The sequence below is a fragment of the Ruegeria sp. HKCCA5929 genome (assembly GCF_013034525.1).
GTDB lineage: Bacteria > Pseudomonadota > Alphaproteobacteria > Rhodobacterales > Rhodobacteraceae > Ruegeria.
On the sequence record NZ_WQGE01000004.1, the window covers coordinates 219,533 to 243,790 of the forward strand.

Annotated in this window: 27 protein-coding genes, 3 tRNA genes and 1 pseudogene; 23 read left to right on the plus strand and 8 right to left on the minus strand. The window is 56.4% G+C overall.

Going from position 1 to position 24,258, the window contains the following annotated elements; genetic code table 11:
• The first annotated feature begins 11 nt into the window (after positions 1–11).
• From GOV90_RS12065 to GOV90_RS12125, 13 genes and pseudogenes are all read left to right on the plus strand, one after another.
• Complete coding sequence (locus GOV90_RS12065) at positions 12–959, plus strand: carbohydrate ABC transporter permease (RefSeq protein WP_171092354.1); 948 nt, start codon at positions 12–14, stop codon at positions 957–959.
• Positions 956–1,894 carry a carbohydrate ABC transporter permease gene (locus tag GOV90_RS12070; RefSeq protein WP_171092356.1) on the plus strand — a complete coding sequence of 313 codons (939 nt, stop codon included), beginning with the start codon at positions 956–958 and terminating at the stop codon, positions 1,892–1,894. Before GOV90_RS12065 ends, GOV90_RS12070 begins: the two co-directional genes overlap by 4 nt.
• Positions 1,891–2,079: a hypothetical protein gene (locus tag GOV90_RS12075; RefSeq protein ID WP_171092357.1), complete on the plus strand. Its 189-nt coding sequence runs from the start codon at positions 1,891–1,893 to the stop codon at positions 2,077–2,079. Before GOV90_RS12070 ends, GOV90_RS12075 begins: the two co-directional genes overlap by 4 nt.
• A gap of 2 nt (positions 2,080–2,081) precedes the next feature.
• Positions 2,082–3,179 (plus strand): ABC transporter ATP-binding protein, encoded by a 1,098-nt coding sequence (locus GOV90_RS12080; RefSeq protein WP_171092359.1) that lies wholly within the window; start codon positions 2,082–2,084, stop codon positions 3,177–3,179.
• Positions 3,172–4,164 carry an ABC transporter ATP-binding protein gene (locus tag GOV90_RS12085; RefSeq protein WP_171092361.1) on the plus strand — a complete coding sequence of 331 codons (993 nt, stop codon included), beginning with the start codon at positions 3,172–3,174 and terminating at the stop codon, positions 4,162–4,164. Before GOV90_RS12080 ends, GOV90_RS12085 begins: the two co-directional genes overlap by 8 nt.
• An 11-nt stretch (positions 4,165–4,175) precedes the next feature.
• Positions 4,176–5,798: a dihydroxyacetone kinase subunit DhaK gene (locus tag GOV90_RS12090; RefSeq protein ID WP_171092363.1), complete on the plus strand. Its 1,623-nt coding sequence runs from the start codon at positions 4,176–4,178 to the stop codon at positions 5,796–5,798.
• 7 nt (positions 5,799–5,805) lie between these two features.
• Complete coding sequence (locus GOV90_RS12095) at positions 5,806–6,864, plus strand: LacI family DNA-binding transcriptional regulator (protein ID WP_171092364.1); 1,059 nt, start codon at positions 5,806–5,808, stop codon at positions 6,862–6,864.
• A gap of 27 nt (positions 6,865–6,891) precedes the next feature.
• The gene (locus tag GOV90_RS12100; protein ID WP_171092365.1) at positions 6,892–7,947 is read left to right on the plus strand and encodes a sugar phosphate isomerase/epimerase; all 1,056 of its coding nucleotides are present in this window, start codon (positions 6,892–6,894) and stop codon (positions 7,945–7,947) included.
• Positions 7,947–9,101: a Gfo/Idh/MocA family protein gene (locus GOV90_RS12105; protein WP_171092367.1), complete on the plus strand. Its 1,155-nt coding sequence runs from the start codon at positions 7,947–7,949 to the stop codon at positions 9,099–9,101. The genes GOV90_RS12100 and GOV90_RS12105 overlap by 1 nt, the downstream gene beginning before the upstream one ends.
• A gap of 102 nt (positions 9,102–9,203) precedes the next feature.
• Positions 9,204–9,909 (plus strand): annotated as a pseudogene (locus tag GOV90_RS12110) (GGDEF domain-containing protein); the annotation flags it as partial.
• Positions 9,910–9,947: 38 nt separating this feature from the next.
• A complete protein-coding gene (locus GOV90_RS12115; RefSeq protein WP_171092369.1) occupies positions 9,948–11,069 on the plus strand; it encodes an alpha-hydroxy acid oxidase in 1,122 nt (373 codons plus the stop codon).
• A 160-nt stretch (positions 11,070–11,229) separates the two neighbouring features.
• Positions 11,230–14,667: a pyruvate carboxylase gene (locus GOV90_RS12120; RefSeq protein ID WP_171092371.1), complete on the plus strand. Its 3,438-nt coding sequence runs from the start codon at positions 11,230–11,232 to the stop codon at positions 14,665–14,667.
• A 78-nt stretch (positions 14,668–14,745) separates the two neighbouring features.
• A complete protein-coding gene (locus GOV90_RS12125; protein WP_171185016.1) occupies positions 14,746–15,129 on the plus strand; it encodes an MAPEG family protein in 384 nt (127 codons plus the stop codon).
• 12 nt (positions 15,130–15,141) lie between these two features.
• Here GOV90_RS12125 and GOV90_RS12130 read toward each other — a convergent pair whose 3' ends face one another.
• The gene (locus GOV90_RS12130; protein ID WP_171092376.1) at positions 15,142–15,294 is read right to left on the minus strand and encodes a hypothetical protein; all 153 of its coding nucleotides are present in this window, start codon (positions 15,292–15,294) and stop codon (positions 15,142–15,144) included.
• A 148-nt stretch (positions 15,295–15,442) separates the two neighbouring features.
• Here GOV90_RS12130 and GOV90_RS12135 point away from each other — a divergent pair.
• The 3 genes from GOV90_RS12135 (at position 15,443) to GOV90_RS12145 (ending at position 16,574) form a co-directional block, all read left to right on the plus strand.
• Positions 15,443–15,517, plus strand: a tRNA-Gly gene (locus GOV90_RS12135).
• 34 nt (positions 15,518–15,551) lie between these two features.
• Positions 15,552–15,626 (plus strand) — tRNA-Gly (locus GOV90_RS12140).
• An 81-nt stretch (positions 15,627–15,707) separates the two neighbouring features.
• On the plus strand, positions 15,708–16,574 hold the full coding sequence (locus GOV90_RS12145) for a GNAT family N-acetyltransferase (protein WP_216602312.1): 867 nt from the start codon (positions 15,708–15,710) through the stop codon (positions 16,572–16,574).
• On the opposite strand, the gene GOV90_RS12150 is transcribed toward GOV90_RS12145, so the two are convergent.
• On the minus strand, positions 16,571–16,810 hold the full coding sequence (locus tag GOV90_RS12150) for an Lrp/AsnC family transcriptional regulator (protein ID WP_171092379.1): 240 nt from the start codon (positions 16,808–16,810) through the stop codon (positions 16,571–16,573). The two genes, GOV90_RS12145 and GOV90_RS12150, sit on opposite strands and share 4 nt — an antisense overlap.
• A gap of 154 nt (positions 16,811–16,964) precedes the next feature.
• Here GOV90_RS12150 and hisB point away from each other — a divergent pair, with 154 nt between their 5' ends.
• Positions 16,965–17,552 carry an imidazoleglycerol-phosphate dehydratase HisB gene (gene hisB, locus GOV90_RS12155; protein ID WP_171092381.1) on the plus strand — a complete coding sequence of 196 codons (588 nt, stop codon included), beginning with the start codon at positions 16,965–16,967 and terminating at the stop codon, positions 17,550–17,552.
• Positions 17,553–18,191: an imidazole glycerol phosphate synthase subunit HisH gene (gene hisH / locus GOV90_RS12160; RefSeq protein ID WP_171105723.1), complete on the plus strand. Its 639-nt coding sequence runs from the start codon at positions 17,553–17,555 to the stop codon at positions 18,189–18,191.
• 3 nt (positions 18,192–18,194) lie between these two features.
• On the opposite strand, the gene GOV90_RS12165 is transcribed toward hisH, so the two are convergent.
• Entirely contained in the window at positions 18,195–18,596 is a 402-nt protein-coding gene (locus GOV90_RS12165) for a DUF2147 domain-containing protein (RefSeq protein ID WP_171092385.1), read from the minus strand.
• Between the two features lie 134 nt (positions 18,597–18,730).
• On the opposite strand from GOV90_RS12165, the gene hisA reads away from it, so the two are divergent.
• On the plus strand, positions 18,731–19,450 hold the full coding sequence (hisA, locus tag GOV90_RS12170) for a 1-(5-phosphoribosyl)-5-[(5-phosphoribosylamino)methylideneamino]imidazole-4-carboxamide isomerase (RefSeq protein ID WP_171092388.1): 720 nt from the start codon (positions 18,731–18,733) through the stop codon (positions 19,448–19,450).
• A 4-nt stretch (positions 19,451–19,454) separates the two neighbouring features.
• Here hisA and GOV90_RS12175 read toward each other — a convergent pair whose 3' ends face one another.
• Positions 19,455–19,901: a DUF302 domain-containing protein gene (locus GOV90_RS12175; protein WP_254429059.1), complete on the minus strand. Its 447-nt coding sequence runs from the start codon at positions 19,899–19,901 to the stop codon at positions 19,455–19,457.
• Between the two features lie 120 nt (positions 19,902–20,021).
• On the opposite strand from GOV90_RS12175, the gene hisF reads away from it, so the two are divergent.
• From hisF to GOV90_RS12190, 3 genes are all read left to right on the plus strand, one after another.
• A complete protein-coding gene (gene hisF / locus GOV90_RS12180; RefSeq protein ID WP_171092389.1) occupies positions 20,022–20,783 on the plus strand; it encodes an imidazole glycerol phosphate synthase subunit HisF in 762 nt (253 codons plus the stop codon).
• Positions 20,780–21,097, plus strand: coding sequence for a phosphoribosyl-ATP diphosphatase (locus GOV90_RS12185; RefSeq protein ID WP_171092391.1), 318 nt, complete (start codon positions 20,780–20,782; stop codon positions 21,095–21,097). Before hisF ends, GOV90_RS12185 begins: the two co-directional genes overlap by 4 nt.
• A 69-nt stretch (positions 21,098–21,166) precedes the next feature.
• Positions 21,167–21,739, plus strand: a complete 573-nt coding sequence (locus tag GOV90_RS12190; RefSeq protein ID WP_171092393.1) for a hypothetical protein — start codon at positions 21,167–21,169, stop codon at positions 21,737–21,739.
• Here the strand turns inward: GOV90_RS12190 and GOV90_RS12195 are convergent.
• The 4 genes from GOV90_RS12195 to rlmB all read right to left on the minus strand — a co-directional run bounded on the left by GOV90_RS12195 (position 21,736) and on the right by rlmB (position 24,027).
• Positions 21,736–22,206: a CoA-binding protein gene (locus tag GOV90_RS12195; protein ID WP_171092395.1), complete on the minus strand. Its 471-nt coding sequence runs from the start codon at positions 22,204–22,206 to the stop codon at positions 21,736–21,738. The genes GOV90_RS12190 and GOV90_RS12195 overlap by 4 nt on opposite strands.
• 196 nt (positions 22,207–22,402) lie before the next feature.
• Positions 22,403–22,861 carry a YHS domain-containing (seleno)protein gene (locus tag GOV90_RS12200; RefSeq protein ID WP_171172852.1) on the minus strand — a complete coding sequence of 153 codons (459 nt, stop codon included), beginning with the start codon at positions 22,859–22,861 and terminating at the stop codon, positions 22,403–22,405.
• 98 nt (positions 22,862–22,959) lie between these two features.
• Complete coding sequence (locus tag GOV90_RS12205; RefSeq protein WP_171092649.1) at positions 22,960–23,241, minus strand: hypothetical protein; 282 nt, start codon at positions 23,239–23,241, stop codon at positions 22,960–22,962.
• Positions 23,242–23,256: 15 nt separating this feature from the next.
• On the minus strand, positions 23,257–24,027 hold the full coding sequence (gene rlmB, locus GOV90_RS12210) for a 23S rRNA (guanosine(2251)-2'-O)-methyltransferase RlmB (RefSeq protein WP_171092399.1): 771 nt from the start codon (positions 24,025–24,027) through the stop codon (positions 23,257–23,259).
• A gap of 116 nt (positions 24,028–24,143) precedes the next feature.
• On the opposite strand from rlmB, the gene GOV90_RS12215 reads away from it, so the two are divergent.
• Positions 24,144–24,227, plus strand: a tRNA-Tyr gene (locus GOV90_RS12215).
• Positions 24,228–24,258 lie beyond the last annotated feature (31 nt).

The window sequence follows — 24,258 nt, forward strand, 5'->3', positions numbered from 1 at the left end:
CTGGCAAAGAGATGTCTGACAGGACCGTAGATCGCGTTGCGCAGGCAACGCCCGAGCGAGTTGCGCGAAAAATACGAGGTTTATCCGATCGCGCGATCGCCTGGATATTCATCTCCCCAACGATATTCCTATTGCTGGCGATCAACATCTTTCCGTTGATCTGGACCATCCAACTGAGCTTTACCAACTACAAGGCCAACCGGATCGGGCGCGAAGTCAAAGATGTCGGGCTCAGGAATTACGAGCGTATTCTGACAGATTCGGACACCTGGCTAAATATGCAGGCGACGGCGCATTTCCTGTTCTGGACGATCTTTTTCCAGGTCCTGATTGGGTTTACTCTGGCCTGGTTGATCAACAAGAAATTCAAGGGCAACGATCTTTGGACAACGATCATCGTGCTGCCGATGATGCTGTCTCCTGCAGTCGTCGGGAACTTCTGGAAGTTCCTGTATCAACCTCAAATCGGGCTGTTTAACTACATCGTGTCCTGGTTTACAGGCAAAGACCCATCGAGCTTTGAAATGCTGGGATCCGTCAATCTGGCCCCTTGGGCGATCGTGATTGTCGACACCTGGATGTGGACCCCCTTCGTGATGCTAATCTGTCTGGCCGGGCTGCGTAGCATTCCCGATTACATCTATGAGGCGGCGGAGATCGACAGGGCCAGCAAAGTGCGGCAGTTCTTTACGATTACCATCCCGATGGTGCTGCCGTTCCTGATGCTCGCGGTGCTGTTTCGAGGGATCGAGAATTTCAAAATGTTCGATCTGGTGGTTCAGCTAACCGGCGGGGGGCCGGGGTCTGTTACGGAACTCACTTCGATCAACCTGAAACGCGAAGCCTTTGAGAAATGGCGTACGGGCTATGCGTCAGCCTATGCGATCATCCTTTTCGTCACCGTGTTCGGCCTTGCGTCGATCTACGTCAAAGCCCTGAACAAGGTGAAACAGAGATGAGCAGTTTTTCCGTCACCGAACCTTCGAACCGGTCCAAGTGGATCGCAGGCTTTCTGGTCATCGGCTATGCGCTGATCACGATGATCCCGCTGGTGTGGATCTTGCTGACCGGTTTCAAATCGCCCGCCGACGCGATTAGCTATCCGCCCAAAGTAGTCTTTGACCCAACGCTTGAAGGCTACGTCAACCTCTTCACCACGCGCACGCGACAAACGCAGGAGTTTCTGGAAGCTAATCCCCCGCAGAACTGGGCCGATGAGATCGTGCGCCAATATGACATGGTGATCGTCGGGCCATCGAAGTTCGGTGAGCGCTTTATGAATTCGGTTATCATCGGATTTGGCTCGACGTTCTTGAGTATCTTCCTAGGCACTCTGGCCGCCTATGCATTCAGCAGGTTCAAGGTCCCACTCAAGGACGATCTTTTGTTCTTCATCCTGAGTACGAGGATGATGCCCCCAGTTGCTGTTGCAATCCCAATCTTTCTAATGTTCAGAAACCTTGGGCTGAGCGACACGCATCTAGGAATGATCCTGCTCTATACCGGAGTGAACATTTCGCTGGCGGTCTGGCTGCTGAAGGGATTCATCGACGAAATCCCACGCGAATACGAAGAAGCGGCGCTGATCGATGGGTACACCCGGTTTCAGGCGTTCTACAAAGTGGTCCTGCCGCAAGCCGCCACAGGCATTGCATCAACTGCGATCTTCTGCCTGATCTTCGCCTGGAATGAATACGCGTTTGCCGTACTGCTGACATCCGCGAACGCACAAACTGCACCGCCGTTCATCCCGACCATTATCGGTATTGGCGGCCTGGACTGGCCTGCAGTGGCGGCAGGTGCCACGATCTTCCTGATCCCTGTCATGATTTTCACCATCCTGATGCGCAAACATTTGCTGCGCGGGATCACATTCGGAGCCGTGCGCAAATGAGCGAATTTCTTACCGGATTGATGCGGCTCCGCCGCGGCCCATGGGAGATGGTCGCAACCATCCTTATTACACTGGGTGTCTTTATGCTGATGCAACCCTTTGTCCTTTGGGCCTTCACATATTCTTTCATCGTCACGCTGATCGGAACCGTCATGTTCATCATCGTCAGCCATTTCCCGGAGTAGAAATGGCCCAGATCGTAGTCAAAAACGTAAAGAAGATGTTCGGCGATTTCACGGCTGTCCGCGAAAGCTCGTTCACGATTGAAGACGGTGAGTTTTTCATGTTGCTGGGGCCATCCGGCTGCGGAAAGACGACGACGCTGCGAATGATCGCGGGGTTGGAGCTGCCAACGTCGGGTGAAATCTACCTGGACGGCGAAGAGATCAGCCAGCGCCCCCCATCAGAGCGAGACATTGCCTTCGTGTTCCAGATGTTTGCGCTGTATCCCCACATGAACGTGCGCAAAAATATCAGCTATCCCCTGATATCGCAGGGCATGCCGCGTGCTGCTGTCAAAGCCAAGGTCGAGGAAGTCGCGGGAATTCTGGGGATCAACGACATCCTCGATAGCGCCGTAGGTGGACTGTCAGGTGGCGACAGGCAGCGCGTGGCGCTGGGCCGCGCGATCGTTCGCGAACCCAAAGCGTTCATGATGGACGAACCGCTGGGCGCCTTGGATGCCGAGTTTCGGGAGCATATGGCCGAAGAATTGCGCGCGCTTCATGACCGTATGGGCGCAACCACTGTTTACGTCACACACGATCAGTTAGAAGCCATGCAAATGGGCGATAAGATCGTAGTGATGAACAACGCTGTGATCGAGCAATTCGGCACACCTCAGGAAATCTACGACAAACCAGCCACAATGTTCGTTGCAGATTTTATCGGGTCTCCTTCGATGAACTTCCTGCCGTTTCAGGGAAAGGTCGAGCCTGGCTCGGAATTGGTTCGACTGAATGGCCATGACGAAGCCGTACCCAAACTGATGGAAGGGGCGGAAGGTGACTTGGTTTTTGGCGTTCGCCCCGAACATGTTTTTCTATCGGATGCGAGCGCATACCGGGCCAAGGTCTTGGCCGCAGAATACTTGGGAACAACCCAGATCGTGACGCTGCAAAGCCCGAACGGAGAGCTGAAAGCCCGGATTGATGCACGCGACGTCGTAAATCCCGGCGAGACGGTGGGATTGGAGTTCCGCTCTCACGCGGTAACCCTATTTGAAAAATCAACCGGGCGCGCGTTGAGGTCCGCCCTGAACGACGAGGTGCTAAGCAATGGCTGAAGTCGTTTTGGAGAATATCTCGAAATCATTCGGCAATCTTAAAGCGGTGGATGATATCTCAATGACGATCCCCAACGGCGCCTTTGTGGTGTTGTTGGGTCCGACAGGTGCGGGAAAAACGACGACGCTGAGATTGATATCCGGGCTTGAGAAACTGGACTCTGGATCAGTACGCATTGCCGGGCGTGACGTCGGTATAGATACACCTGCCCAGCGCGATGTGGCGATGGTCTTCCAGCAATACTCGCTGTACCCGCATATGACGGTGCGCGAGAACCTGTCTTTCCCTTTGCGGTCGCCGATCCTGAAGACACCAGAGGATGAAATCACGAGGAAGGTTAACGAAGTCGCTGAGATCCTGCAAATTCCGCACAAGCTGGACAACAAAGCCACTGAACTGTCCGGCGGTGAAATGCAGCGCGTTTCAATCGGACGTGCGCTTGTGCGTGACCCACAGATTTTCCTGATGGATGAACCGCTCAGCTCTTTGGACGCCAAGCTTCGGGCGGATTTGCGGGTCGAGCTTAAAAGGATTCAGGCCGATCTGGGGTCGACCTTACTGTACGTGACGCATGATCAGGTCGAAGCCATGACAATGGCGACACATATCGGCGTTTTGGAAAACGGCAAGCTGGTTCAGTATGGCACCCCTCGCGACATCTATGAAAATCCCGGCAGTGTTTACGTAGCCAGCAGGTTGGGTCTGCCACGGATCAACATCCTACCGTCCGATTTGTTTGGGGGCGATCACAAAGGTCCGCAGATAGGCCTGCGCCCGGAAAACATCATTGAAGGTGAAGGCAGCGAGGCGCGGGTGATACGCGCCGAGCATCTGGGAGACCAAACACGGCTGCATCTGGATCTGAATGGTCACCCGGTGGTGACCCTGATCGATGTCCATCAGGACTACCCATCTGGAAAGATTATAAAAATCCGCCCCCACAACCCGTTGTATTTTGACGCGTCCGGCGCGCGTGTGAATTAAGGAGCAAAAGCATGGCCCAGTTCCTCAACACAAAAGAAACCCTGGTAACCGAGGCGATAGACGGCCTTCTGGCTTCCTCCGGCGGGCAGCTAACCCGGCTGGACGGCTATCCGCATATCAAGGTTGTTTACCGGTCGGACTGGGACAAGTCGAAGGTCGCCCTGGTATCCGGTGGAGGGTCTGGTCACGAACCGGCCCACGCAGGGTTTGTTGGTGCCGGTATGCTGACAGCCGCGGTCTGCGGCGAAGTTTTCGCCTCCCCCTCGGTCGAGGCGGTTTTGGCTGGCATACTTGCTGTCACGGGTGAGGCCGGGTGCTTGCTTATTGTCAAGAATTACACTGGTGATCGGTTGAACTTTGGATTGGCAGCTGAACGCGCCCGTGCATTGGGCCGCAAGGTCGAAATGGTCGTTGTCGATGACGACATCGCTCTGCCCGACCTTCCGCAACCACGTGGTGTCGCGGGTACGTTGTTCGTTCACAAAATAGCCGGAGCGCTTGCTGAAAGCGGTGCTGACCTAGATACCGTTACCACCGCAGCAAGAAACACCATAGCAAAGGTTGTCAGCATCGGAATGAGCTTGGACACCTGTACCGTTCCCGGATCTCCAAAAGAAGACCGGATCGCACCCGGCAAAGCGGAACTCGGCTTGGGCATCCACGGCGAGCCCGGTGTACAGCAAGTCGAATTCTCAAATGCTGTTTCGGCCATGTCCACGGTAGTGGACAAGCTGAAGCAAAAGGTTGGGTCCGGGGATTGTGTGGCGTTGGTCAACAACCTGGGTTCTACAACTCCGCTGGAAATGGCTGTCCTCACACATGCCTTGTTCGAGACTGGTATTGCCCATCATATAATTGGTCCGGCACCAATGATGACATCGCTGGATATGCACGGGTTTTCGGTTTCCATTCTGCCTATAGATCAGGACGATTTGTCAGCCCTTGAAGCACCCGTTGATCTGGCCGCTTGGCCCGGGGTGAATTCCATCGACCCGATCAAAGTTGCACCATTGCCTGATGGCCTGACCCCGATCGATCCAATCCCTTCGCACAATCCCACCACAAGGGAAACGATCACCCGGCTGTCTGAGCTGCTTATTAACGCAGAGAAGAGCCTGAACGAGCTGGACGCAAAATCCGGGGATGGCGATACAGGAAGCACATTGGCGACTGCCGCAAGAGCATTGCAAGGAAGTCTTGACCGCATGCCGCTTGCCGATTTGACACAACTGTTTCCGGCGTTGGGTAACGAGTTAAGCCAAACCATGGGTGGTTCTTCCGGCGTGATACTTGCAATTTTCTTCAACGCAGCCGGAGATGCCTGTGCGAGCGGGGCTTCGGTATCGAAGTCTCTGGTTGAAGGACTGAATCGCGTCAGCCAGGTTGGGGGCGCCAAGGTCGGTGACAGGACAATGATTGACGCCCTAGCACCGGCACTTACTGCACTGCCATCTGGTCTGAAACATGCGGCCCAGGCTGCCCGCGAAGGTGCGAACAACACCGCGAATATTCGTCGTGCGAAGGCAGGGCGTGCAGCTTATGTTCCCGAAGAAAATCTAGTTGGACATAACGATCCCGGCGCTGAGGCTGTTGCTATGTTGTTTGAAGGCTTAGCGCGGGAGATTGAGGGCTGAAGAACACGTGGAAGATCAAAAACAAAAACTAGAATTGGTGAAAAAGCCAACCGTCAACGACCTCGCGCGCGTCGCCGGTGTCAGTCTGGCGACTGTTGACCGGGTCTTGAACAGACGCCCCGGCGTGCGGGCCGTAACCGTACAGAAGGTGCAAAAGGCAATTGATGAGCTGGGGTATGTGCGTGACACCGCTGCGGCAAACCTTGCACGAAACCGAGTTTACAACTTCCTCTTTGTTCTGCCGGACACGGACAACGAGTTTGTGGAGGCAATCAGCAGTCAGATCGCAGAACAATCCCGCGACCAATTTATCGAGCGGACTCGTATTGCGATAAGGAAAGTCGCTCCGTTTGAGCCGCAAGATATTGTCAATATTTTGAATGCTGTCGACAGTTCAGAAGTTGATGGGGTTGCTGTTTTTGGGCCCGAAACGCCTTCTGTTCGTGATGCGGTAAAAAGGCTCAGGGACAAAGGCGTTCCTGTGGTTGCGTTGGTGTCTGACTTGCCCAGCTCTGAGCGAGACCATTTTGTAGGAATTGACAACGTTTCGGCAGGACGAACCGCCGCTCAATTGATGGGGAGGTTTGTCCATCGCGAAGGCAAGGTCTTGGTTCTTACAGGATCCCGTTTGGCGCGTGACCACCTCGAACGTCGCCAAGGCTTTGACCTAGTTGTAGCTGAGGAATTTCCACACCTCCAAGTCGTCGCATCTGTCGAGGGCCGCGATGACCCGGATCTGATTTACAAGATGATGCCCGAAATCTTTGAAACCTATCCGGATCTGGTCGGAATATACTCGTCAGCAGCGGGCAACGCAGGCCTGATTCAATTTCTTTCAGAGAACAAACTCAGCAAGGATCTGGTGATCATAGCTCATGAGCTTACGCCGCTCAGTCGTGAGGCGCTTAGGCTTGGTACATTTGATGCTTTAATCTCGCAAGACACTGGGCACATTGTTCGTTCTGCCGTCCGTCTTTTGCGGGCAACTTCGGATAAAGTGCCATTCAACAAAGCCCAGGAACGTATCCGTATCGACATCTATCTGAAGGAAAATTTACCGCCATAGAGGCTTAGGTTTTGGGGAGGAAGTTTTATGAAAACGATCAAAGGTCCAGCTTTGTTTCTTGCGCAATTTGCGGGGGACGAAGCGCCGTTCAATTCGTGGGACACGATCACCAAATGGGCGGCTGATTGCGGATACAAGGGTGTTCAAGTCCCCAGTTGGGATGGCCGGTTATTCGACCTCGAGCAGGCCGCGACCAGTACTGATTATTGCGATGATTTCAAAGGCAAAGCCAGAGAAAATGGTGTCGAAGTCACTGAACTGTCGACGCACCTTCAGGGCCAGCTTGTGGCCGTTCACCCTGCCTATGACAGTGCGTTTGATGGCTTCGCGGCCGAAAGCGTCAGAGGAAACCCAAAGGCCCGTCAAGAATGGGCAGTGGACCAGGTCAAAAAGGCGCTATCCGCTTCGAAAAATTTGGGCATTTCGGCACATGCGACATTCTCAGGCGCGCTAGCATGGCCCTACGTCTATCCTTGGCCGCAGCGCCCTGCGGGCTTGATCGAAACAGCGTTTGATGAGCTCGCGCGCCGTTGGGTACCCATCCTTGATCACGCCGATGAATGCGGTGTCGATGTCTGCTACGAAATCCACCCCGGAGAAGACCTCCACGATGGTGTGACATACGAGATGTTTCTGGAACGGACAAGCAATCACCCAAGGGCCTGCATGTTATACGACCCGTCGCATTACGTGCTGCAATGCCTCGACTATTTGGACAATATTGACATCTACAAAGATCGGATCCGGATGTTCCATGTCAAAGATGCCGAGTTCAACCCGACCGGGAGGCAGGGTGTTTATTCCGGCTATCAAAGCTGGATTGATCGGGCTGGGCGGTTCCGGTCGCTTGGTGATGGCCAAGTAGATTTCGGTGCCGTCTTCTCAAAAATGGCTGCGAATGACTTTGATGGGTGGGCTGTGGTCGAATGGGAATGCTGTCTCAAACACCCCGAGGATGGAGCGCGTGAAGGCGCTCAGTTCGTGTCAGATCACATCATCCGTGTAACCGAGAAAGCCTTTGATGACTTCGCCGACGGGGGTGCAGACGAAGCCGCCAATCGTAAAATGCTGGGGATTGAGTGATGGTCACAGGACGCAGTGAAGAAACCTCAGGACGCATTCGCCTTGGCATGGTTGGCGGTGGAAACGACGCCTTCATAGGCGGTGTTCATCGCATAGCCGCGCGACTGGACGACAAGTTCGAACTGGTTGCCGGTGCCTTGTCCTCGACGCCAGAGAAATCTCTTGAAAGTGGTCAGGCATTGGGGCTCGAACGGGTCTATGAAGACTATAAACAAATGGCAATCAGGGAAGCCCGGCTGAAATCTGGGATCGAGGCGGTCTCAATCGTCACGCCAAATCACGTCCACTATGCCGCCGCGCGTGAGTTCCTGAAACGCGGTATACATGTCATTTGTGACAAGCCACTCACCTCGACCCTTGCCGATGCAAAGAAGCTGGTCAAAGCAGCGGAAAACGCGAACGCCCTATTCATTTTGACCCACAATTACACGGGCTATCCGATGGTTCGGCAGGCGCGCGAAATGGTTGCCAACGGCGATATTGGCAAGATCCGCGTGGTTCAGGTTGAATACCCGCAGGATTGGCTGACCGAGCAGCAGGATTTCAAACAGGCGGAATGGCGAACCGACCCCGAACGCTCGGGCGCGGGTGGATCAACCGGTGACATCGGAACCCATGCATACAACCTTGCCTGCTTTGTAACCGGGCTGACAGCCGAAAGCCTGGCGGCAGACTTGCAGGCTTTTGTGCCGGGGCGCAAAGTCGATGACAACGCGCACGTCTTGCTGCGCTTCGAAGGCGGAGCGCGCGGTATGCTTTGGTCTTCTCAGGTGGCTCCTGGCAATGAAAACGCGCTTCGCTTACGGGTCTACGGCGAAAAAGGTGGGCTAGAGTGGTCTCAGGAAGATCCCAACTACCTTTGGTTCACACCCTACAACGAACCAAAGCGTCTGATCACCCGAAATGGCGCCGGGGCTGGTGAAGCTGCCAATCGGTTGAGCAGAGTCCCACCGGGCCATCCCGAGGGGTATCTTGAAGGTTTTGCCAATATCTATGGCGAGGCAGCCGAGGCGATCCGAGCTTTCCGAAATGGGATTTCACCTGACGCGTCCGTTGTCTATCCAACGGTCCACGATGGGCTTAATGGGGTAAAGTTTGTTTCCGCGTGCGTGCAAAGCTCTTTAAGGAATGCAGCTTGGGTTAGCTTAACTTAAAACCTGGCTTTGGGCATCAGGCAAACATCTTGGAAGGCAGCGTCGGTGGAGTCTGCTTGCTTTCAATCTTAGCGTCGAGCTTGTCCAGGTCGCCATTAGCCTTTCGCTCTGGCCCGCCTTGATGACGTGTCGGCGCGTGAACTCCAGTTAGTGGATGACAAACTCCGCCTGGAACGCGGGGGACGTTTGTTGGGCGAGTTAAACGAACAGCTGCAGTTCAGCCCTTCGCAGGATGAGTTGTTCGATATGGTGTAGCGCTTTCTGACCCACATTCTGCCCGAGGCCGAGGGCAGTGTTCATGTGTATTCCAACTCGCGGGATGAACTGGATGGCTGCGCCAGTTGGAATGGCGGCACACATAAGGCGCATATTCACCCCGAAGGGTGCTGGGGCCTGCGAAGGGGGCGAAGCTTGCTTCCAAAAAAGCCGAAAATTGGCACAGTTTTGCACCGAACAAATCAGCATGGCGATTGCCAATGTCCGCATGGGCGATCAACTGCATGACCAATCAGTGCGCGACCCGCCGACCGGCCTGTTCAATCGACGCCACATGACCGAAACGCTTCAGAAATCTATAAGCCGCAGTCAACACACTGGTGCCGCGTTGGAACAGAATTGCGATCGGGAAGAGGTCGCGCATTACCGGAAACACGGAACCATGCCGCAGGATCTTATGCGCGCTGCAGATGATGCGCTTTACGTCGCCAAGGACCAGGGGCGCAACCAGGTTCAAGTTGCTGGCGAGTCGCAAATTCAACCCAAACGATCTGAAGCTGACAGTGACCCGAAAAATTCAGATGCGGCCTAACCCCTTGCCGAATCGCACGGCGGGTCGGATCAATCCGCATGGACTTGCACAGCACCTTTCCGGGCATCCCGGACCTGAAACGCCGCGCGCGCCGCCGTTTGCCGCATTTCGTGTGGGAATATGTCGAAAGCGGAACAGGTTCGGAAACGGCCCTGCTACGCAACCGCAAAGCGCTGGATGACGTTCGCCTTGCTCCTTCCATCCTGCACGGAGAGTTGGAGTTTGATACGACAAAGACGATTCTGAACCGTATTTGTGCTTTGCCCTGCGGTATCGCGCCCATTGGAATGTCCGGGTTGGTCTGGCCGAATGCAGAGCGTTTGTTGGCGCAGGCCGCCGCGCAGGCGAAGATTCCCTATACCCTGTCGACCGTCGCAAGTCAGAGCCCCGAGGATCTGGCCCCGCATCTCGGGCCAGACGCTTGGTTCCAACTGTACCCACCGAGGGATCCAGACATTCGCAAGGATATGCTGAACCGTGTACGTGACGCCGGTTTTCGTACGCTTGTCCTGACAGTAGACGTTCCCGTCGCATCGCGCAGAGAAAGGCAAACCCGCTCAGGCTTAAGGCAGCCACCAAAGCTGACACCACGCTTGCTTGCACAGATCGCGATGCGGCCTGCCTGGGCGATGGGAATGCTGCGCAGCGGCGCGCCGCGCATGCGCAGTCTGGATAAATACATTGAAAATCCGGGCAATCTGCCGCCGACGGCGCATATCGGATACTTGCTCAGGACCTCACCGGATTTGGATTATGTCTCGTGGCTGCGCGACCACTGGGATGGGCCTTTGGTGATAAAGGGCATCCTTCGGCCCGAAGATACACACAGTCTGGAACAGGTTGGGGTGGACGCACTTTGGGTCTCGAATCACGGCGGTCGTCAGTTTGATGCAGCCCCCGCCAGCATAGAGGTTCTTCCAGCCATCAGAACCGCCACCCATCTTCCCCTGATCTTTGACAGTGGCATCGAAGGCGGGCTGGACGTTCTGCGCGCGCTATCCCTTGGGGCGGACTTTGTCATGCTGGGGCGCGCTTTTTTGTATGGGTTAGCAGCACTTGGCGCACGGGGCCCTGCCCATGTAATCGACATTCTACAACAGGATCTGCACGCGAATATGGGGCAAATGGGATTGGCAAATTTGTCTCAAATCGAGAGATAACGCTAAACATTTGATGCTGCAGCGCGGCATGACTATAAGGCTGCAGCGGCCAAAGGGCGTTTGCGAGCGGTAACATGCCGGTTCTACCCAGAAGAACGGATATACCTGCGCGTATTGTTTGCCCAATAAGACGCCCAAACACAAAAGACCGGGACCTACTATGACAGACTTCAACAAGATCCTGATCGCCAACCGCGGCGAGATTGCCATCCGCGTTATGCGCGCAGCGAACGAGATGGGCAAACGCACCGTCGCCGTCTATGCAGCGGAAGATAAGCTGGGCTTGCACCGCTTCAAGGCGGATGAGGCTTATCAGATCGGCGAGGGCATGGGTCCGGTCGCAGCCTATTTGTCGATCGACGAGATCATCCGCGTGGCCAAGCAATGCGGCGCTGACGCGATCCACCCAGGTTACGGCCTGCTGTCAGAAAACCCCGACTTCGTGGATGCCTGTGTTCAGAACGGTATCACCTTCATTGGCCCCAAAGCGGAAACCATGCGCGCCTTGGGTGACAAAGCCAGCGCACGGCGTGTCGCTATTGCGGCAGATGTTCCTGTCATTCCAGCAACCGAGGTTCTGGGCGATGACATGGACGCCATCCGCAAGGAAGCCGCCGAGATCGGCTATCCGCTGATGCTGAAGGCCAGCTGGGGCGGCGGCGGTCGGGGTATGCGCCCGATTCAGTCGGAAGGCGAGCTGGAAGAAAAGGTGCTGGAAGGTCGTCGCGAAGCCGAGGCCGCCTTTGGCAATGGTGAGGGCTATCTGGAAAAGATGATCACCCGCGCCCGCCATGTCGAGGTTCAGATCCTGGGCGACAAACATGGTGAGATCTATCACCTCTATGAACGCGACTGCTCGGTCCAGCGTCGGAACCAGAAAGTAGTTGAACGCGCCCCTGCCCCATACCTCTCCGAAGAACAGCGTGCTGAAATCTGCGAGTTGGGCCGCAAAATCTGCGCCCATGTGAATTATGAATGCGCGGGCACGGTCGAGTTCCTGATGGATATGGAAACCGGCAAGTTCTACTTCATCGAAGTGAACCCGCGCGTGCAGGTGGAACACACTGTCACCGAGGAAGTCACCGGTATCGACATCGTACAGGCACAGATCCTGATTGCCGAAGGCAAGACTCTGGCTGAAGCCACCGGTGCTGCCAGCCAAGCGGACGTACATCTGAACGGGCACGCGCTGCAGACCCGGATTACGACCGAGGATCCGCAGAACAACTTTATCCCCGACTACGGCCGGATCACCGCCTATCGCTCGGCCACTGGCATGGGCATCCGTTTGGATGGTGGTACGGCATATGCGGGTGGTGTGATCACTCGGTACTACGATTCACTGCTGACCAAAGTGACGGCCTGGGCCCCAACACCGGACAAGGCGATTCACCGGATGGACCGCGCCCTGCGCGAATTCCGTATTCGCGGTGTCAGCACAAATATCGACTTTGTCATCAACCTGCTGAAACACCCGACTTTCCTGTCGAATGAATACACCACCAAATTCATCGACACGACGCCGGACCTGTTTGCGTTCAAACGCCGCCGCGACCGGGGCACCAAGGTTCTGACCTATATCGCGGACATTACGGTGAACGGGCACCCCGAGACCAAGGATCGCCCCGAGCCGCGCGCAGACCTGAAAGAGGCCAAGCCCCCCGCACAGAAGGCCGAGCCACAAATGGGCACCCGCAACCTGCTGGAACAGAAAGGCCCGCAGGCCGTTGCCGACTGGATGAAGGCGCAGCGTCAACTGCTGATCACGGACACCACCATGCGCGACGGGCACCAGTCTTTGCTGGCAACCCGGATGCGCTCAATCGATATGATCAAAGTGGCTCCGACCTATGCGGCGAACCTGCCGCAGCTTTTCTCGGTCGAATGCTGGGGCGGAGCGACCTTCGATGTCGCCTATCGCTTCTTGCAGGAATGCCCGTGGCAGCGACTGCGCGACCTGCGCGAGGCGATGCCGAACCTGATGACCCAGATGCTGCTGCGTGGCGCAAATGGGGTCGGCTACACCAACTACCCCGACAACGTGGTGCAGGAGTTCGTGCGCCAGGCGTCGCAGAACATCGACGTGTTCCGTGTATTTGACTCTCTGAACTGGGTTGAAAACATGCGCGTGGCGATGGATGCGGTCGTCGAAAACGGCAAGATCTGCGAGGGCACCGTCTGTTATACCGGTGATATTCTGGACCCGGACCGCGCCAAATATGACCTGAAGTACTATGTCGGAATGGCGAAAGAGTTGCGCGACGCAGGCGCGCATATCCTTGGCCTAAAAGATATGGCGGGTCTGTTGAAACCGGCCTCGGCCAAAATCCTGATCCGCGCGCTGAAAGAAGAGGTCGGTCTGCCGATCCACTTCCACACGCACGACACGGCGGGTATCGCCAGCGCGACCATTCTGGCCGCGTCCGAGGCGGGTGTAGATGCCGTGGACTGCGCGATGGACAGCTTCTCGGGCAACACCTCGCAGGCAACCCTGGGCACTGTTGTTGAGGCCCTGCGCCACACCGACCGTGACACCGGCTTGGACATCAAGGCGATTCGTGAGATCAGCGATTATTTCGAAGCGGTTCGCGGACAGTATGCGGCGTTTGAATCCAGCCTGCAGGCCCCGGCGTCCGAAGTGTATCTGCACGAGATGCCCGGCGGTCAGTTCACCAACCTCAAGGCGCAGGCGCGCAGCTTGGGTTTGGAAGAGCGTTGGCACGAGGTCGCCCAGATGTATGCCGACGTGAACCAGATGTTCGGTGACATCGTGAAAGTGACACCGTCTTCTAAGGTTGTCGGCGACATGGCGCTGATGATGGTCAGCCAGGGCCTGACGCGCGACGATGTGGAAAGCCCGTCGACTGACGTGGCCTTCCCCGACTCGGTCGTGGACATGATGCGTGGCAATCTGGGTCAGCCTCCGGGCGGATTCCCTGACACGATCATCAAGAAGGTTCTGAAGGACGAAGCCCCCAACACCCAGCGCCCCGGCAAGGACGTGCCTGCGGTCGATCTGGAAGCCACGCGTGCCGAACTGTCCAAGCAATTGGAAGGCAAAGACGTCGATGACGAAGATCTGAACGGCTACCTGATGTATCCCAAGGTGTTCCTGGACTACATGGGTCGCCACCGGATCTATGGCCCGGTCCGTACTCTGCCAACACGCACCTTCTTCTACGGCATGGAGCCGGGCGAGGAAATCACGGCCGAGATTGACCCGGGCAAAACGCTGGAAATCCGCTGTCAGGCGATTGGCGAAACCGATGAAAACGGCGAGGTCCGCGTGTTCTTTGAACTAAACGGCCAACCGCGCGTGATCCGGGTTCCGAACCGGATGGTTGCATCAAGCACACAAGCCCGGCCCAAAGCCGAAGTCGGCAACCCCAACCATGTCGGAGCCCCGATGCCTGGTGTTGTGGCCACCGTCGCCGTGACTGCCGGTCAACAGGTCAAGGAAGGCGACATGTTGCTGACCATCGAAGCGATGAAGATGGAAACCGGCATTCATGCCGAGCGTGATGCCACGGTCAAGGCCGTTCACGTCCAGCCCGGCGGCCAGATTGACGCTAAGGACCTGCTGGTCGAACTGGAATAACCGGTTTAGCATTCTAAGGTTACAAGGGCCGCGCGGGGAACCGGGCGGCCTTTTTCTATGACGGAAAGGAGACACACCTTGCTTTCAATCACTCCGATCTATGCGGCCCTGATCGCAGTTCTTTATGTGACGCTCAGCGTCAAAGTGATTCTGCAGCGTCGCAGTGACAAAATCTCGGTCGGGGATGGCGGCAGCAAAATGATGATCAAGGCGATAAGGACGCATTCCAATTGCGCCGAATACGCGCCTATCGGCCTTTTGCTGATTGCGATGGTTGAGTTGCAGGGCGCGGGTGGCTGGCTTGTGCATCTGCTGGGCCTGACGTTGCTGGCTGGACGTCTGTTGCACGCTTACGGGTTTGGCAGAACCCCGCAAATCATCATCCTGCGACAGATCGGGATGGGGCTGACTTTCACTTCGATATTGATCGCTGCCATTGCGAATCTGGTTTTGGCGCTCTGACCATCTGCGGGATCAACTTGCCAAAACTCGCGTATCGACCGCCGGAGCTTGAATCAGAACCGGCTCGATCTCTGCCACCCTGTTTTCGTCCTGTGTGCAGATCACCGTTGTCAGCACGATCAAAACAGCCAACATCGCCATTTTCAGGTCTGTTGTTTTCGCCATTTCCTTCACTTAGCCCCTCTTGTTTTGTGATGCTCTGAAAATAGAACGCGCCAGAGGCGCATTTCCGTCGAAAGATTTTTCCTCTTTTTTGTGTTTTTCCGCTTGCAGCCCCGCGTGGGAATTTATACATCCCTCCTCACTCAACGGCGCGGGCGTAGCTCAGGGGTAGAGCATAACCTTGCCAAGGTTAGGGTCGGGCGTTCGAATCGCCTCGCCCGCTCCATTGAGAGGTCTTCGGACCAACATATGTATCTGATGCGGGCGTAGCTCAGGGGTAGAGCATAACCTTGCCAAGGTTAGGGTCGGGCGTTCGAATCGCCTCGCCCGCTCCAGATACAAAACTTTCTCAACATGCTGGTTCTTTGCACCGCGTTGCGCCATTCTGGTCGCATTACGCAATGCAGGATTACCCCATGTCTGACTATACCATTCGCCCGCTCACTGCCGCCGAAGTCCAGCACGCTGTGGATTGGGCCGGGCGCGAGGGATGGAACCCCGGCGTACATGACGCCGAGTGCTTTCGACCAACAGACCCGGACGGGTTCCTGGGTGGGTTCCTGGAAGGAGAGATGATTTCGTCGGTCTCGGCGGTGAATTACAACGCCGATTTCGCGTTTCTGGGCTTTTACATCGTTAAACCCGAGTTCCGGCACCATGGTCACGGGCTTGAGATCGCGCAACATGCGCTTGCTCATTGCGGCGGTCGTAACATGGGTCTGGATGGGGTTGTCGAGCAACAGGACAATTATCGCAAGTCAGGCTTTACCTTTGCGTATAACAACTACCGATTTGCCGGAACAAAAACGCGAATGCTGGCGAAGCTGGGTACATCGTCGAATGATTGCATAGCGGATATGAGCAGCGCGTCAGATGAATTGAAAGCCTATGACCGCGACATGTTTCCCGCTGCACGCGATTTGTTCCTTGAAAGCTGGCTCAGCGCTTACAATCACGTATCAAAGGTCTATTCCGACAACGGCAGAATCCGAGGCTACGCAACGCTGCGCCCTTGCCTCACCGGGTACAAGGTTGGCCCGCTGTTTGCGGACAATGCCGACATTGCAAGGGCTCTGTTGGCCGCTCTGCTGACTGCCATTCCCGAAGACCACAACGAGCATGAGGTTTTTGTGGACATGCCACAGCCCAACACATCAGCCTTCGCTTTGGCCGACGCGCTTGGGCTGGACAAAGTGTTTGAAACCGCCCGGATGTATTCCAGCCATCAGCCGGATATCGATCTGGACCGAATCTTTGGCGTGACGACGTTCGAGCTGGGCTAGAACGCTTTGAACGTCATGGTGGTCAGCGAGCGTTCGATATTAGGGATCACCAGCAGATGTTCGTTGATAAAATGGCCCACATCTTCGGTTTCGGGGATGTAGAGCTTGAGCAGAAGGTCATATTCGCCGCTGGTGGAATACAGCTCGGAATGAATTTCGTGCAGGGCGATTTCCTCGGCCACCTTGTAAGTGGTGCCGGGTTTGCAGCGGATCTGGATGAAAACGCAGGTGGACATGGTGTGACCCTATCGGTTCGTGTTGCTTGCAAGCTGACACGGGGCACAGCCGGGCGCAATCCCCTGCAACAGTTTGGCCTGAATGCCACCTATGGTCTGGATAAGGCAGCCCAACCCCGTCTATAAGCGCGCCTGTAGCAAAAGGAATTCGCCCATGCGCAGCGCTTCGATCAGCCGCAAGACCGCCGAAACCGAGATCTCGGTCCAGGTCAATCTGGATGGCACCGGCACCTATGACAACCAGACCGGTGTTGGCTTCTTTGACCACATGCTGGATCAGCTGGCGCGCCATTCGCTGATCGACATGACGATCAGCGCAAAGGGCGATTATCACATCGACGACCACCACACGGTCGAAGATACCGGCATCGCGCTGGGTCAGGCACTGACACAAGCTTTGGGCGACAAGAAAGGTATCCGCCGTTATGGCGAATGCCATCTGCCCATGGACGACGCGCAGGTGCGCTGTGCGCTGGATCTGTCGGGCCGTCCGTTCTTGATTTGGAATGTAGACTTGCCGACGCCTAAGATTGGCTCGTTCGACACCGAACTGGTGCGGGAGTTCTTTCAGGCCCTCAGCACCCATGGTGGCATCACCCTGCACATCGACCAGTTGCACGGCTTTAACAGCCACCACATTGCCGAGGCTGCGTTCAAAGCCGTCGCGCGTGCGCTGCGTGATGCGGTCGAAACAGACCCCCGCAAGGCGGATGCAATTCCGTCGACCAAAGGCGCGCTGTAAATGCTGACTGCCATTATCGACTACGAAAGCGGCAATCTTCACTCGGCAGAAAAAGCCTTTCAGCGCATGGCGCAAGAGGTCGGCGCCGGTGAGGTTGTTGTGACCTCGGACGCTGATGTTGTCGCCCGGGCGGACCGTTTGGTTTTACCCGGAGATGGAGCCTTTCCCGCGTGTGCAGCTGAACTGCGTGGGCATAAGGGCATCTATGACGCGATGGTCGAGGCGGTTGAACAGAAAGGTCGCCCGTTTCTGGGAATATGCGTTGGCATGCAACTGATGGCGACTAAGGGCCACGAATACAGCGAAACCGATGGTTTGGGCTGGGTTGCAGGTGATGTTGTCCGAATCGAGCCTTCGGATGCAGCCCTGAAAGTCCCCCATATGGGCTGGAACAATCTGGTCTTGGAAAGCGATCACCCAGTGTTCAACGGGGTGAAAACTGGCGATCACACTTATTTCGTCCACTCCTACCATTTTCGTGTGAACGACCCAGCACAGCGGCTGGCTTACGTGGACTATGGGCAAGAGGTCACGGCCGTGATCGGCCGCGACACGATGGTTGGGATGCAGTTCCACCCCGAGAAAAGTCAGGATGTTGGTCTGCGTATGCTGGGCAATTTCCTGACCTGGACACCCTGAGGATTACTGGACGCGCGTCCAGGTCTGACCCCGGCAGATCAAACCGCCAGCCACACACCCCTTGACGGTCAGCTTGTTCTGGCCGTCCAGCGACATTTTCGAATTGTAAGTCTTGTCGCGGTCCGGGGCCCAGATCTTACCGCTGTCATAGCTGCCGCCGCCTTCAGGGACCATGTCCCAAATGATCTGTTTGCCCAGATTTTCATATTCCAGCTGCTGGTTTCCATCTGCGTCAAATGCGCTGTCGATGGTGCCGCAAATCGCGCTGCCGCATTCAGAAATCGTGACATGCAGGTAACCGCCCGTGTCGCCCGGGGCGGTCTTCCACAAACCGTCGACGGGATCTGCTGCCAAAGCGCCAGTCGCAAGAAGCGACAAGCCCGCTGCAAAAGTGAATTTCTTCATGATTTTCTCCCTGTTTTGAGGGCAGTCTGACCCGCCAAGGACCGACGGGCAAGAATGACCCAGCGTCGCGTTGCATCCCCTGCCCTGCCTGTGCGATATCCCGCGCGTGAAACACAGATATAGGGCCGCCAGACATGATCCTCTACCCAGCCATCGACCTCAAAGACGGCAATGCCGTGCGCCTGCTGCGCGGTGAAATGGAAAAGGCCACTGTATTCAACGAAGACCCCGCTGCTCAGGCCCGTGCCTTTGTTGATGCAGGCTGCGAGTGGTTGCATCTGGTCGATCTGAACGGCGCATTTGCGGGTGAGCCGGTCAATGCCGCCCCGGTTGAGGCGATTCTGAAAGCCTGCGACGTGCCTGCTCAGTTAGGCGGTGGTATCCGCGACATGGTCACGATCGAAACATGGATCGACAAGGGATTGGCGCGGGTCATTTTGGGTACAGTTGCGGTTGAAAACCCTGATCTGGTGCGCGAAGCGGCCAAAGCCTTCCCCGGCAAGGTCGCCGTGGGCATTGATGCGCGCAACGGCATGGTGGCGACCAAAGGCTGGGCCGAGGAGACTGATGTTCAGGTCACCGATCTGGCCCGCAGTTTCGAGGACGCAGGCGTCGCAGCCATCATCTACACGGACATCAACCGCGACGGCGCGATGCAGGGACCGAATGTCGAGGCCACCGCCGCGCTGGCTCAGGCCGTATCCATCCCGGTTATCGCCTCGGGCGGTGTCAGCTCACTGGAAGACCTGATTGCTTTGCGCGATTGCGGTGTCGAACTGAACGGCGCGATCTCGGGCCGGGCGCTCTATGATGGCGCGATTGACCTGGCTGAGGCCATTCGCGCTCTGTCTTGATGGATTACTGCGCGGCGGCAGCAGTCAGCTTGGCCAGTGCGCCGCGCATCTTTTCGATGACGGGTGACTTTTCAACCTCATCCAGTTCATCCATCGTCTCTTTGGGGTCTTCATAGGCCAGCCAGACCTGACCGTTGGCGTCCTCATACGCCTGAACCTTAAGCGGCAGGAACAAACCGGCGCGTGGGTCAATCTGCATCGCGGGTGTGCCCAGTGCAGGATTGCCAAAAATCAGCACCTGATTGGCGGGAATGGGCGTACCGACCTTTTCCGCACCAGCTGCGTGGTCAATGCGGGCAAACACAGTAGCACCGGCATTGCCAACCGCCGCTTCCAGCGCATCCAGCGCTTCAGAAACGGATTTATCTGTTTGTACTTTGATGATGTCGTCAGCCATGGCGGACAGCGCGCCTCCAAACGTGAGAATTGAAGCCAGAAGAAGATGTTTCATTTCGATAATCCTTTTCATGAATTTCACCTCTAATTTCCATGGCTTCACGATGGATCACAATCACAAGTCTGGCATCGGCGGGGCTTTGCCGCTAAAGGTCCGGCAAATAAGGACGCCCACATGCTGAAAACCCGGATCATCCCCTGCCTTGATGTTGCTGACGGCCGCGTGGTCAAAGGCGTGAACTTCGTCGGCCTGCGCGATGCAGGCGACCCCGTGGAGTCAGCGAAAGCGTATGACGCCGCTGGAGCGGACGAAATCTGTTTTCTGGATATCCACGCGACGCACGAAAACCGCGGCACTATGTTTGATGTGGTGCAACGCACGGCCGAGCAATGCTTTGTTCCACTGACAGTAGGCGGTGGCGTGCGCACCAAGGATGATGTGCGTGCCCTGTTGCTGGCAGGGGCGGACAAGGTCAGTTTCAACTCGGCTGCCGTCGCCAACCCGGATGTGATCGCGGAATCGGCGGACCAGTTTGGCAGCCAATGCATCGTTTGCGCCATCGACGCCAAGACCGTCAGCCCCGGCAAGTGGGAGATTTTCACCCATGGCGGACGCAAGCCCACCGGTATTGATGCGGTCGAATTTGCCAAAACGGTTGTTGCCAAAGGGGCCGGGGAAATCCTTTTGACGTCGATGGATCGTGACGGCACCAAGGCGGGCTTCAACCTACCCCTGACCCGCGCCATTTCCTACGCGGTGAATGTGCCGGTGATTGCCAGCGGCGGCGTCGGTAATCTGGACCATCTGGTCGAAGGTGTCACCAAAGGCGGTGCAAGCGCCGTACTGGCTGCTTCGATCTTCCATTTCGGCGAATACACCATCCGCGAGGCCAAGGAACACATGGCCGCTGCGGGCATTCCCATGAGGCTGACATGAGCATCCTGCACGATCTGGCCCGGACGATTGAAGACCGCAAAGACGCAGACCCGGACTCCAGCTGGACAGCCAAGCTGCTGGCCAAAGGTCCCGAGAAATGCGCCGAGAAGTTTGGCGAAGAAGCCGTTGAGGCGATCATCGAGGCCGTCAAGGATGACAAAGCCAAGCTGACCTCTGAGGCGGCTGATGTTCTGTATCACCTTCTGGTCATGCTGGCCGCGCGGGACGTGGCGCTGGATGATGTCCTGACCGAACTGGCACGTCGTCAGGGCGTCAGCGGTATCGCAGAAAAAGCATCCCGCCCCAAGGGGTAACGCCTGGGTTCCGCGCTGCTGTTTAGGCCGCTATACTCGGACGTCAGATTGGCAGGCCGAGGGCGCGACATGATCCGAGTTTTGATGCTTGTGGCAACGCTTGCCATTGCTGCGGCCTGTTCTGCGCCACCACCCTCGACCGGGGATGAGGTCCAACGGCTGGCAACTCAAATCCAAAGCTTGGGGCCTGATGTAGATCCTGACGAAGCCCAACGCGCGGCGCAAGTCGCTTATGCCTACACCGCGCAACTTGTTGATGAATATCAGATCACCGACCCACCCTTGATCCACAATACAAAAGTCAACAAGGGACTACGCCCGCGCGGCTTATGCTGGCACTGGGCCGAAGACATTGAGCGCCGCCTGAAACAGGAAAACTTTCAAACGTTGGAGATGCACCGCGCGATCGCCAATGCCGACAACCCGTTTAGGATCGACCACAGCACGGCAATCATCAGCCGCAAGGGGGAATCGCTTTATGACGGTGTTGTGCTGGACCCGTGGCGCTATGGTGGAGTTTTGTTCTGGTCTCCACTGGTCGAGGACACCCGATACGAGTGGGTGCCGCGCGACGTGGTGCTAGAGAAACGGCGGCAGGAACAGGTGGCCCGGTTGAAACCCTATCAGCCGACAACGCCCTAAAGCTTGGAGGAGATAATCCCAGTCGAAAACCCGCCCATACGCAGTTCGCCAAACAGGCGCTGATATTCGATCTTGGGACAGCGGTTCATCACCACCTCCACACCGCGGGCTTCGGCGAGGGCGGCTGCTTCGGGGTGTTCGACACCGATTTGCATCCAGATCGTGCTGAGGGAAGGGAAGGCCGCCAATGCTTCGTCAACGATAGGCGGCACAGCTTCGGACCGCCGGAAAATGTCGACCATGTCCACTGGCCCGGATATCTCTGACAAACTGCCACGCACCGTCTGGCCAAACAGTTCCTTGCCCGCGTGTCCCGGATTGACGGGGATCACATCGAACCCTTTCAGCGACAGATAGCGCGCCACGTAAAAGCTGGGCCGCACAGGGTTCATTGACACCCCAACAACGGCAACCGTCTTGGTCCGTTGCAGAATGTTCTTGAGGTGCTGATCGGAATAGTCTGGCATACCCTATCCTTAACAGGGTTCCCAAAAGAAAAAAGCGCCCAAGAAACCTTGGGCGCCAGTTGTTGGAACGAGGGACAGTGAAATGACCCGCGGCAGTTCCGTTCCGCGGTCACTGTGACATTTAGGCATGAGTTGGTTAAAAAAAAGAGGGGGCGCGCATTTTTGTGATGACTTTTCACAATTAGCTGATTCTTGCCTATTTCTGATGCAAGATCACAGGCCAGTTTTCTTCTGCCATTTCAATGTACTCAGCCCTGTCTTGCCGCCACATCACTTCGATCTGCGGTGAATGCGTCAGGTACAGTCGGCCATCGACAACCTGCCACGCATTGGGATCCGTGCTTTTCAGGACGCCTTTGGCCATCGCGTAAGAACAATATCCACCAAACTGCGGAGCAAAAGCGCGCGGATTGCTTTCAAAACGCTCGCGGTTTTCGGCTGACGAAAAGTGCCATTTTGCCCCTTTCCACATCACCGCATTTTCCGGGGCACCCATCACAGGCGTCGCGCCTTCGAAATAGGTCACGGGGTCATACCCGGCCAAGGCCACGCCTTCGGTGGCAAAATAGACGGGTTTATCCTGCGCAAACGCGACAGAAGAAAGGAAAAGGGCGCTCAGCGCGCCAAGGATGGTACGTCGGATCAGCATCGTCATGTCAGAATCTGCGTTCTTGAGAGTATCAAGATGCAAGTTTTCACGGGCAACGGAAGCCCTGTTGACAAGGATGTGATCGAGTTTCAACGCCAGGGAGATCAGTCGAAAATATCCTCAATCACATCCCAAGCCTCGTCGAATACGCGCGAGAACATGCTCTTTTTCTTCTTTTTGCGTTTCGCCTTTGGAGGCGCCACATGAGACACAGCAGGTCGCGCCGGCTTGGTCTTCTCAGCCTTGCGCTTTGGCAGCATCTTCAAATCATGCAGCGGCGCACCGCAGCTTGAACAACTAAGCTCATGCCGCTCTTTTCCCTTCAGGACCAGGGCCGCACGGGTCCCGCAATAACAGCAGGTGGCGATTTTGGATGGGCCGGAAATAACGCTCTCCTTTGCTCAGGGACGAGATGCATATAAGGCGATTGCCGCCGCATTTGAGACGTTCAGCGACCCAAACCCACCTGCTGCGTCAATTTTCACCAACTGATCCACGGTCTCTTTGGTTTTTTGCCGCAAGCCTGGGCCTTCCGCGCCAAGCACAAGGGCCACTGGGCGATCACGCCCCTCGCACAGCGCGCCTTCGATCGTCACTTCGGCTTCGCCGTCCAGCCCCAGGACCAGAAAGCCCATGCCCTGAAGCTCGATGATCGCATCCGCAAGATTGCGCACCCGCAGATAAGGTTGACGCTCAAGTGCGCCGCTGGCGGTTTTGGCCAGTGCGCCCGTTTCAGGTGCAGAGTGATGGCGCGTACCAATCACGGCGCTGGCCCCCAGAACTTCGGCTGAACGCAGAATCGCCCCGACGTTATGCGGATCGGTCACGCGATCCAGCAGGATGACGCGCGGGTTTTCTCGACCGATACAGTTTTCAGCCAGACCGCCCCAATCCAACGGTTTGACCTCAAGCGCCGCACCCTGGTGAACCGATCCCGCATCGATGGGCGCGGAAAACTTGCGCGGATCAACCATTTCGGCCTCGATCCCTGCAAAATCAATAGCTTCCGCCAGCTTGTCCCGCGCGTTTCGGGTCACGATCAGGCGCAATTTCTGACGATTTGGATTCATCAAAGCATCCCGAACCGCATGCAAGCCAAACAGCCAGACGGTTTCGGCGGCAGCAGCTTTGCGCGCCTGTTCCTTTTCGACGACCCATTTGGGTTTCTTCATTTTAGGGGCCTCCGGGCCGAGAATTCGGTTTCCTGCGTCAAAGCGGAATTTTCCTGTTGACGCTCCTTTGGTGCGCTAGTAATCACGCCTCCACGTCAGGTGCAACGCCTGACAGTGGGCGACAGGCCGCAAGGTGTGGCAGGGGACTGTAACTCCCTCGCGGAGACGCACGCCTGGTTCGATTCCAGGGTCGCCCACCATCTTCCAAAGATGTGTAATCCAATGCAACCT

Bases quoted from the DNA above. Each gene is read 5' to 3' on its own strand.
- hisA (WP_171092388.1), top strand. From the start codon at position 18,731: ATGATCCTCTACCCAGCCATCGACCTCAAAGACGGCAATGCCGTGCGC.
- GOV90_RS12150 (WP_171092379.1), bottom strand. From the start codon at position 16,810: ATGTCCACCTGCGTTTTCATCCAGATCCGCTGCAAACCCGGCACCACT.
- GOV90_RS12200 (WP_171172852.1), bottom strand. From the start codon at position 22,861: ATGACGATGCTGATCCGACGTACCATCCTTGGCGCGCTGAGCGCCCTT.
- hisH (WP_171105723.1), top strand. From the start codon at position 17,553: ATGCTGACTGCCATTATCGACTACGAAAGCGGCAATCTTCACTCGGCA.
- GOV90_RS12065 (WP_171092354.1), top strand. From the start codon at position 12: ATGTCTGACAGGACCGTAGATCGCGTTGCGCAGGCAACGCCCGAGCGA.
- hisF (WP_171092389.1), top strand. From the start codon at position 20,022: ATGCTGAAAACCCGGATCATCCCCTGCCTTGATGTTGCTGACGGCCGC.
- GOV90_RS12090 (WP_171092363.1), top strand. From the start codon at position 4,176: ATGGCCCAGTTCCTCAACACAAAAGAAACCCTGGTAACCGAGGCGATA.
- GOV90_RS12070 (WP_171092356.1), top strand. From the start codon at position 956: ATGAGCAGTTTTTCCGTCACCGAACCTTCGAACCGGTCCAAGTGGATC.
- rlmB (WP_171092399.1), bottom strand. From the start codon at position 24,027: ATGAAGAAACCCAAATGGGTCGTCGAAAAGGAACAGGCGCGCAAAGCT.
- GOV90_RS12115 (WP_171092369.1), top strand. From the start codon at position 9,948: ATGGACTTGCACAGCACCTTTCCGGGCATCCCGGACCTGAAACGCCGC.
- GOV90_RS12165 (WP_171092385.1), bottom strand. From the start codon at position 18,596: ATGAAGAAATTCACTTTTGCAGCGGGCTTGTCGCTTCTTGCGACTGGC.
- GOV90_RS12175 (WP_254429059.1), bottom strand. From the start codon at position 19,901: ATGAAACATCTTCTTCTGGCTTCAATTCTCACGTTTGGAGGCGCGCTG.
- GOV90_RS12075 (WP_171092357.1), top strand. From the start codon at position 1,891: ATGAGCGAATTTCTTACCGGATTGATGCGGCTCCGCCGCGGCCCATGG.
- GOV90_RS12195 (WP_171092395.1), bottom strand. From the start codon at position 22,206: ATGCCAGACTATTCCGATCAGCACCTCAAGAACATTCTGCAACGGACC.
- GOV90_RS12080 (WP_171092359.1), top strand. From the start codon at position 2,082: ATGGCCCAGATCGTAGTCAAAAACGTAAAGAAGATGTTCGGCGATTTC.
- GOV90_RS12185 (WP_171092391.1), top strand. From the start codon at position 20,780: ATGAGCATCCTGCACGATCTGGCCCGGACGATTGAAGACCGCAAAGAC.
- GOV90_RS12130 (WP_171092376.1), bottom strand. From the start codon at position 15,294: ATGGCGAAAACAACAGACCTGAAAATGGCGATGTTGGCTGTTTTGATC.
- GOV90_RS12085 (WP_171092361.1), top strand. From the start codon at position 3,172: ATGGCTGAAGTCGTTTTGGAGAATATCTCGAAATCATTCGGCAATCTT.
- GOV90_RS12100 (WP_171092365.1), top strand. From the start codon at position 6,892: ATGAAAACGATCAAAGGTCCAGCTTTGTTTCTTGCGCAATTTGCGGGG.
- GOV90_RS12190 (WP_171092393.1), top strand. From the start codon at position 21,167: ATGATCCGAGTTTTGATGCTTGTGGCAACGCTTGCCATTGCTGCGGCC.
- hisB (WP_171092381.1), top strand. From the start codon at position 16,965: ATGCGCAGCGCTTCGATCAGCCGCAAGACCGCCGAAACCGAGATCTCG.
- GOV90_RS12120 (WP_171092371.1), top strand. From the start codon at position 11,230: ATGACAGACTTCAACAAGATCCTGATCGCCAACCGCGGCGAGATTGCC.
- GOV90_RS12105 (WP_171092367.1), top strand. From the start codon at position 7,947: ATGGTCACAGGACGCAGTGAAGAAACCTCAGGACGCATTCGCCTTGGC.
- GOV90_RS12145 (WP_216602312.1), top strand. From the start codon at position 15,708: ATGTCTGACTATACCATTCGCCCGCTCACTGCCGCCGAAGTCCAGCAC.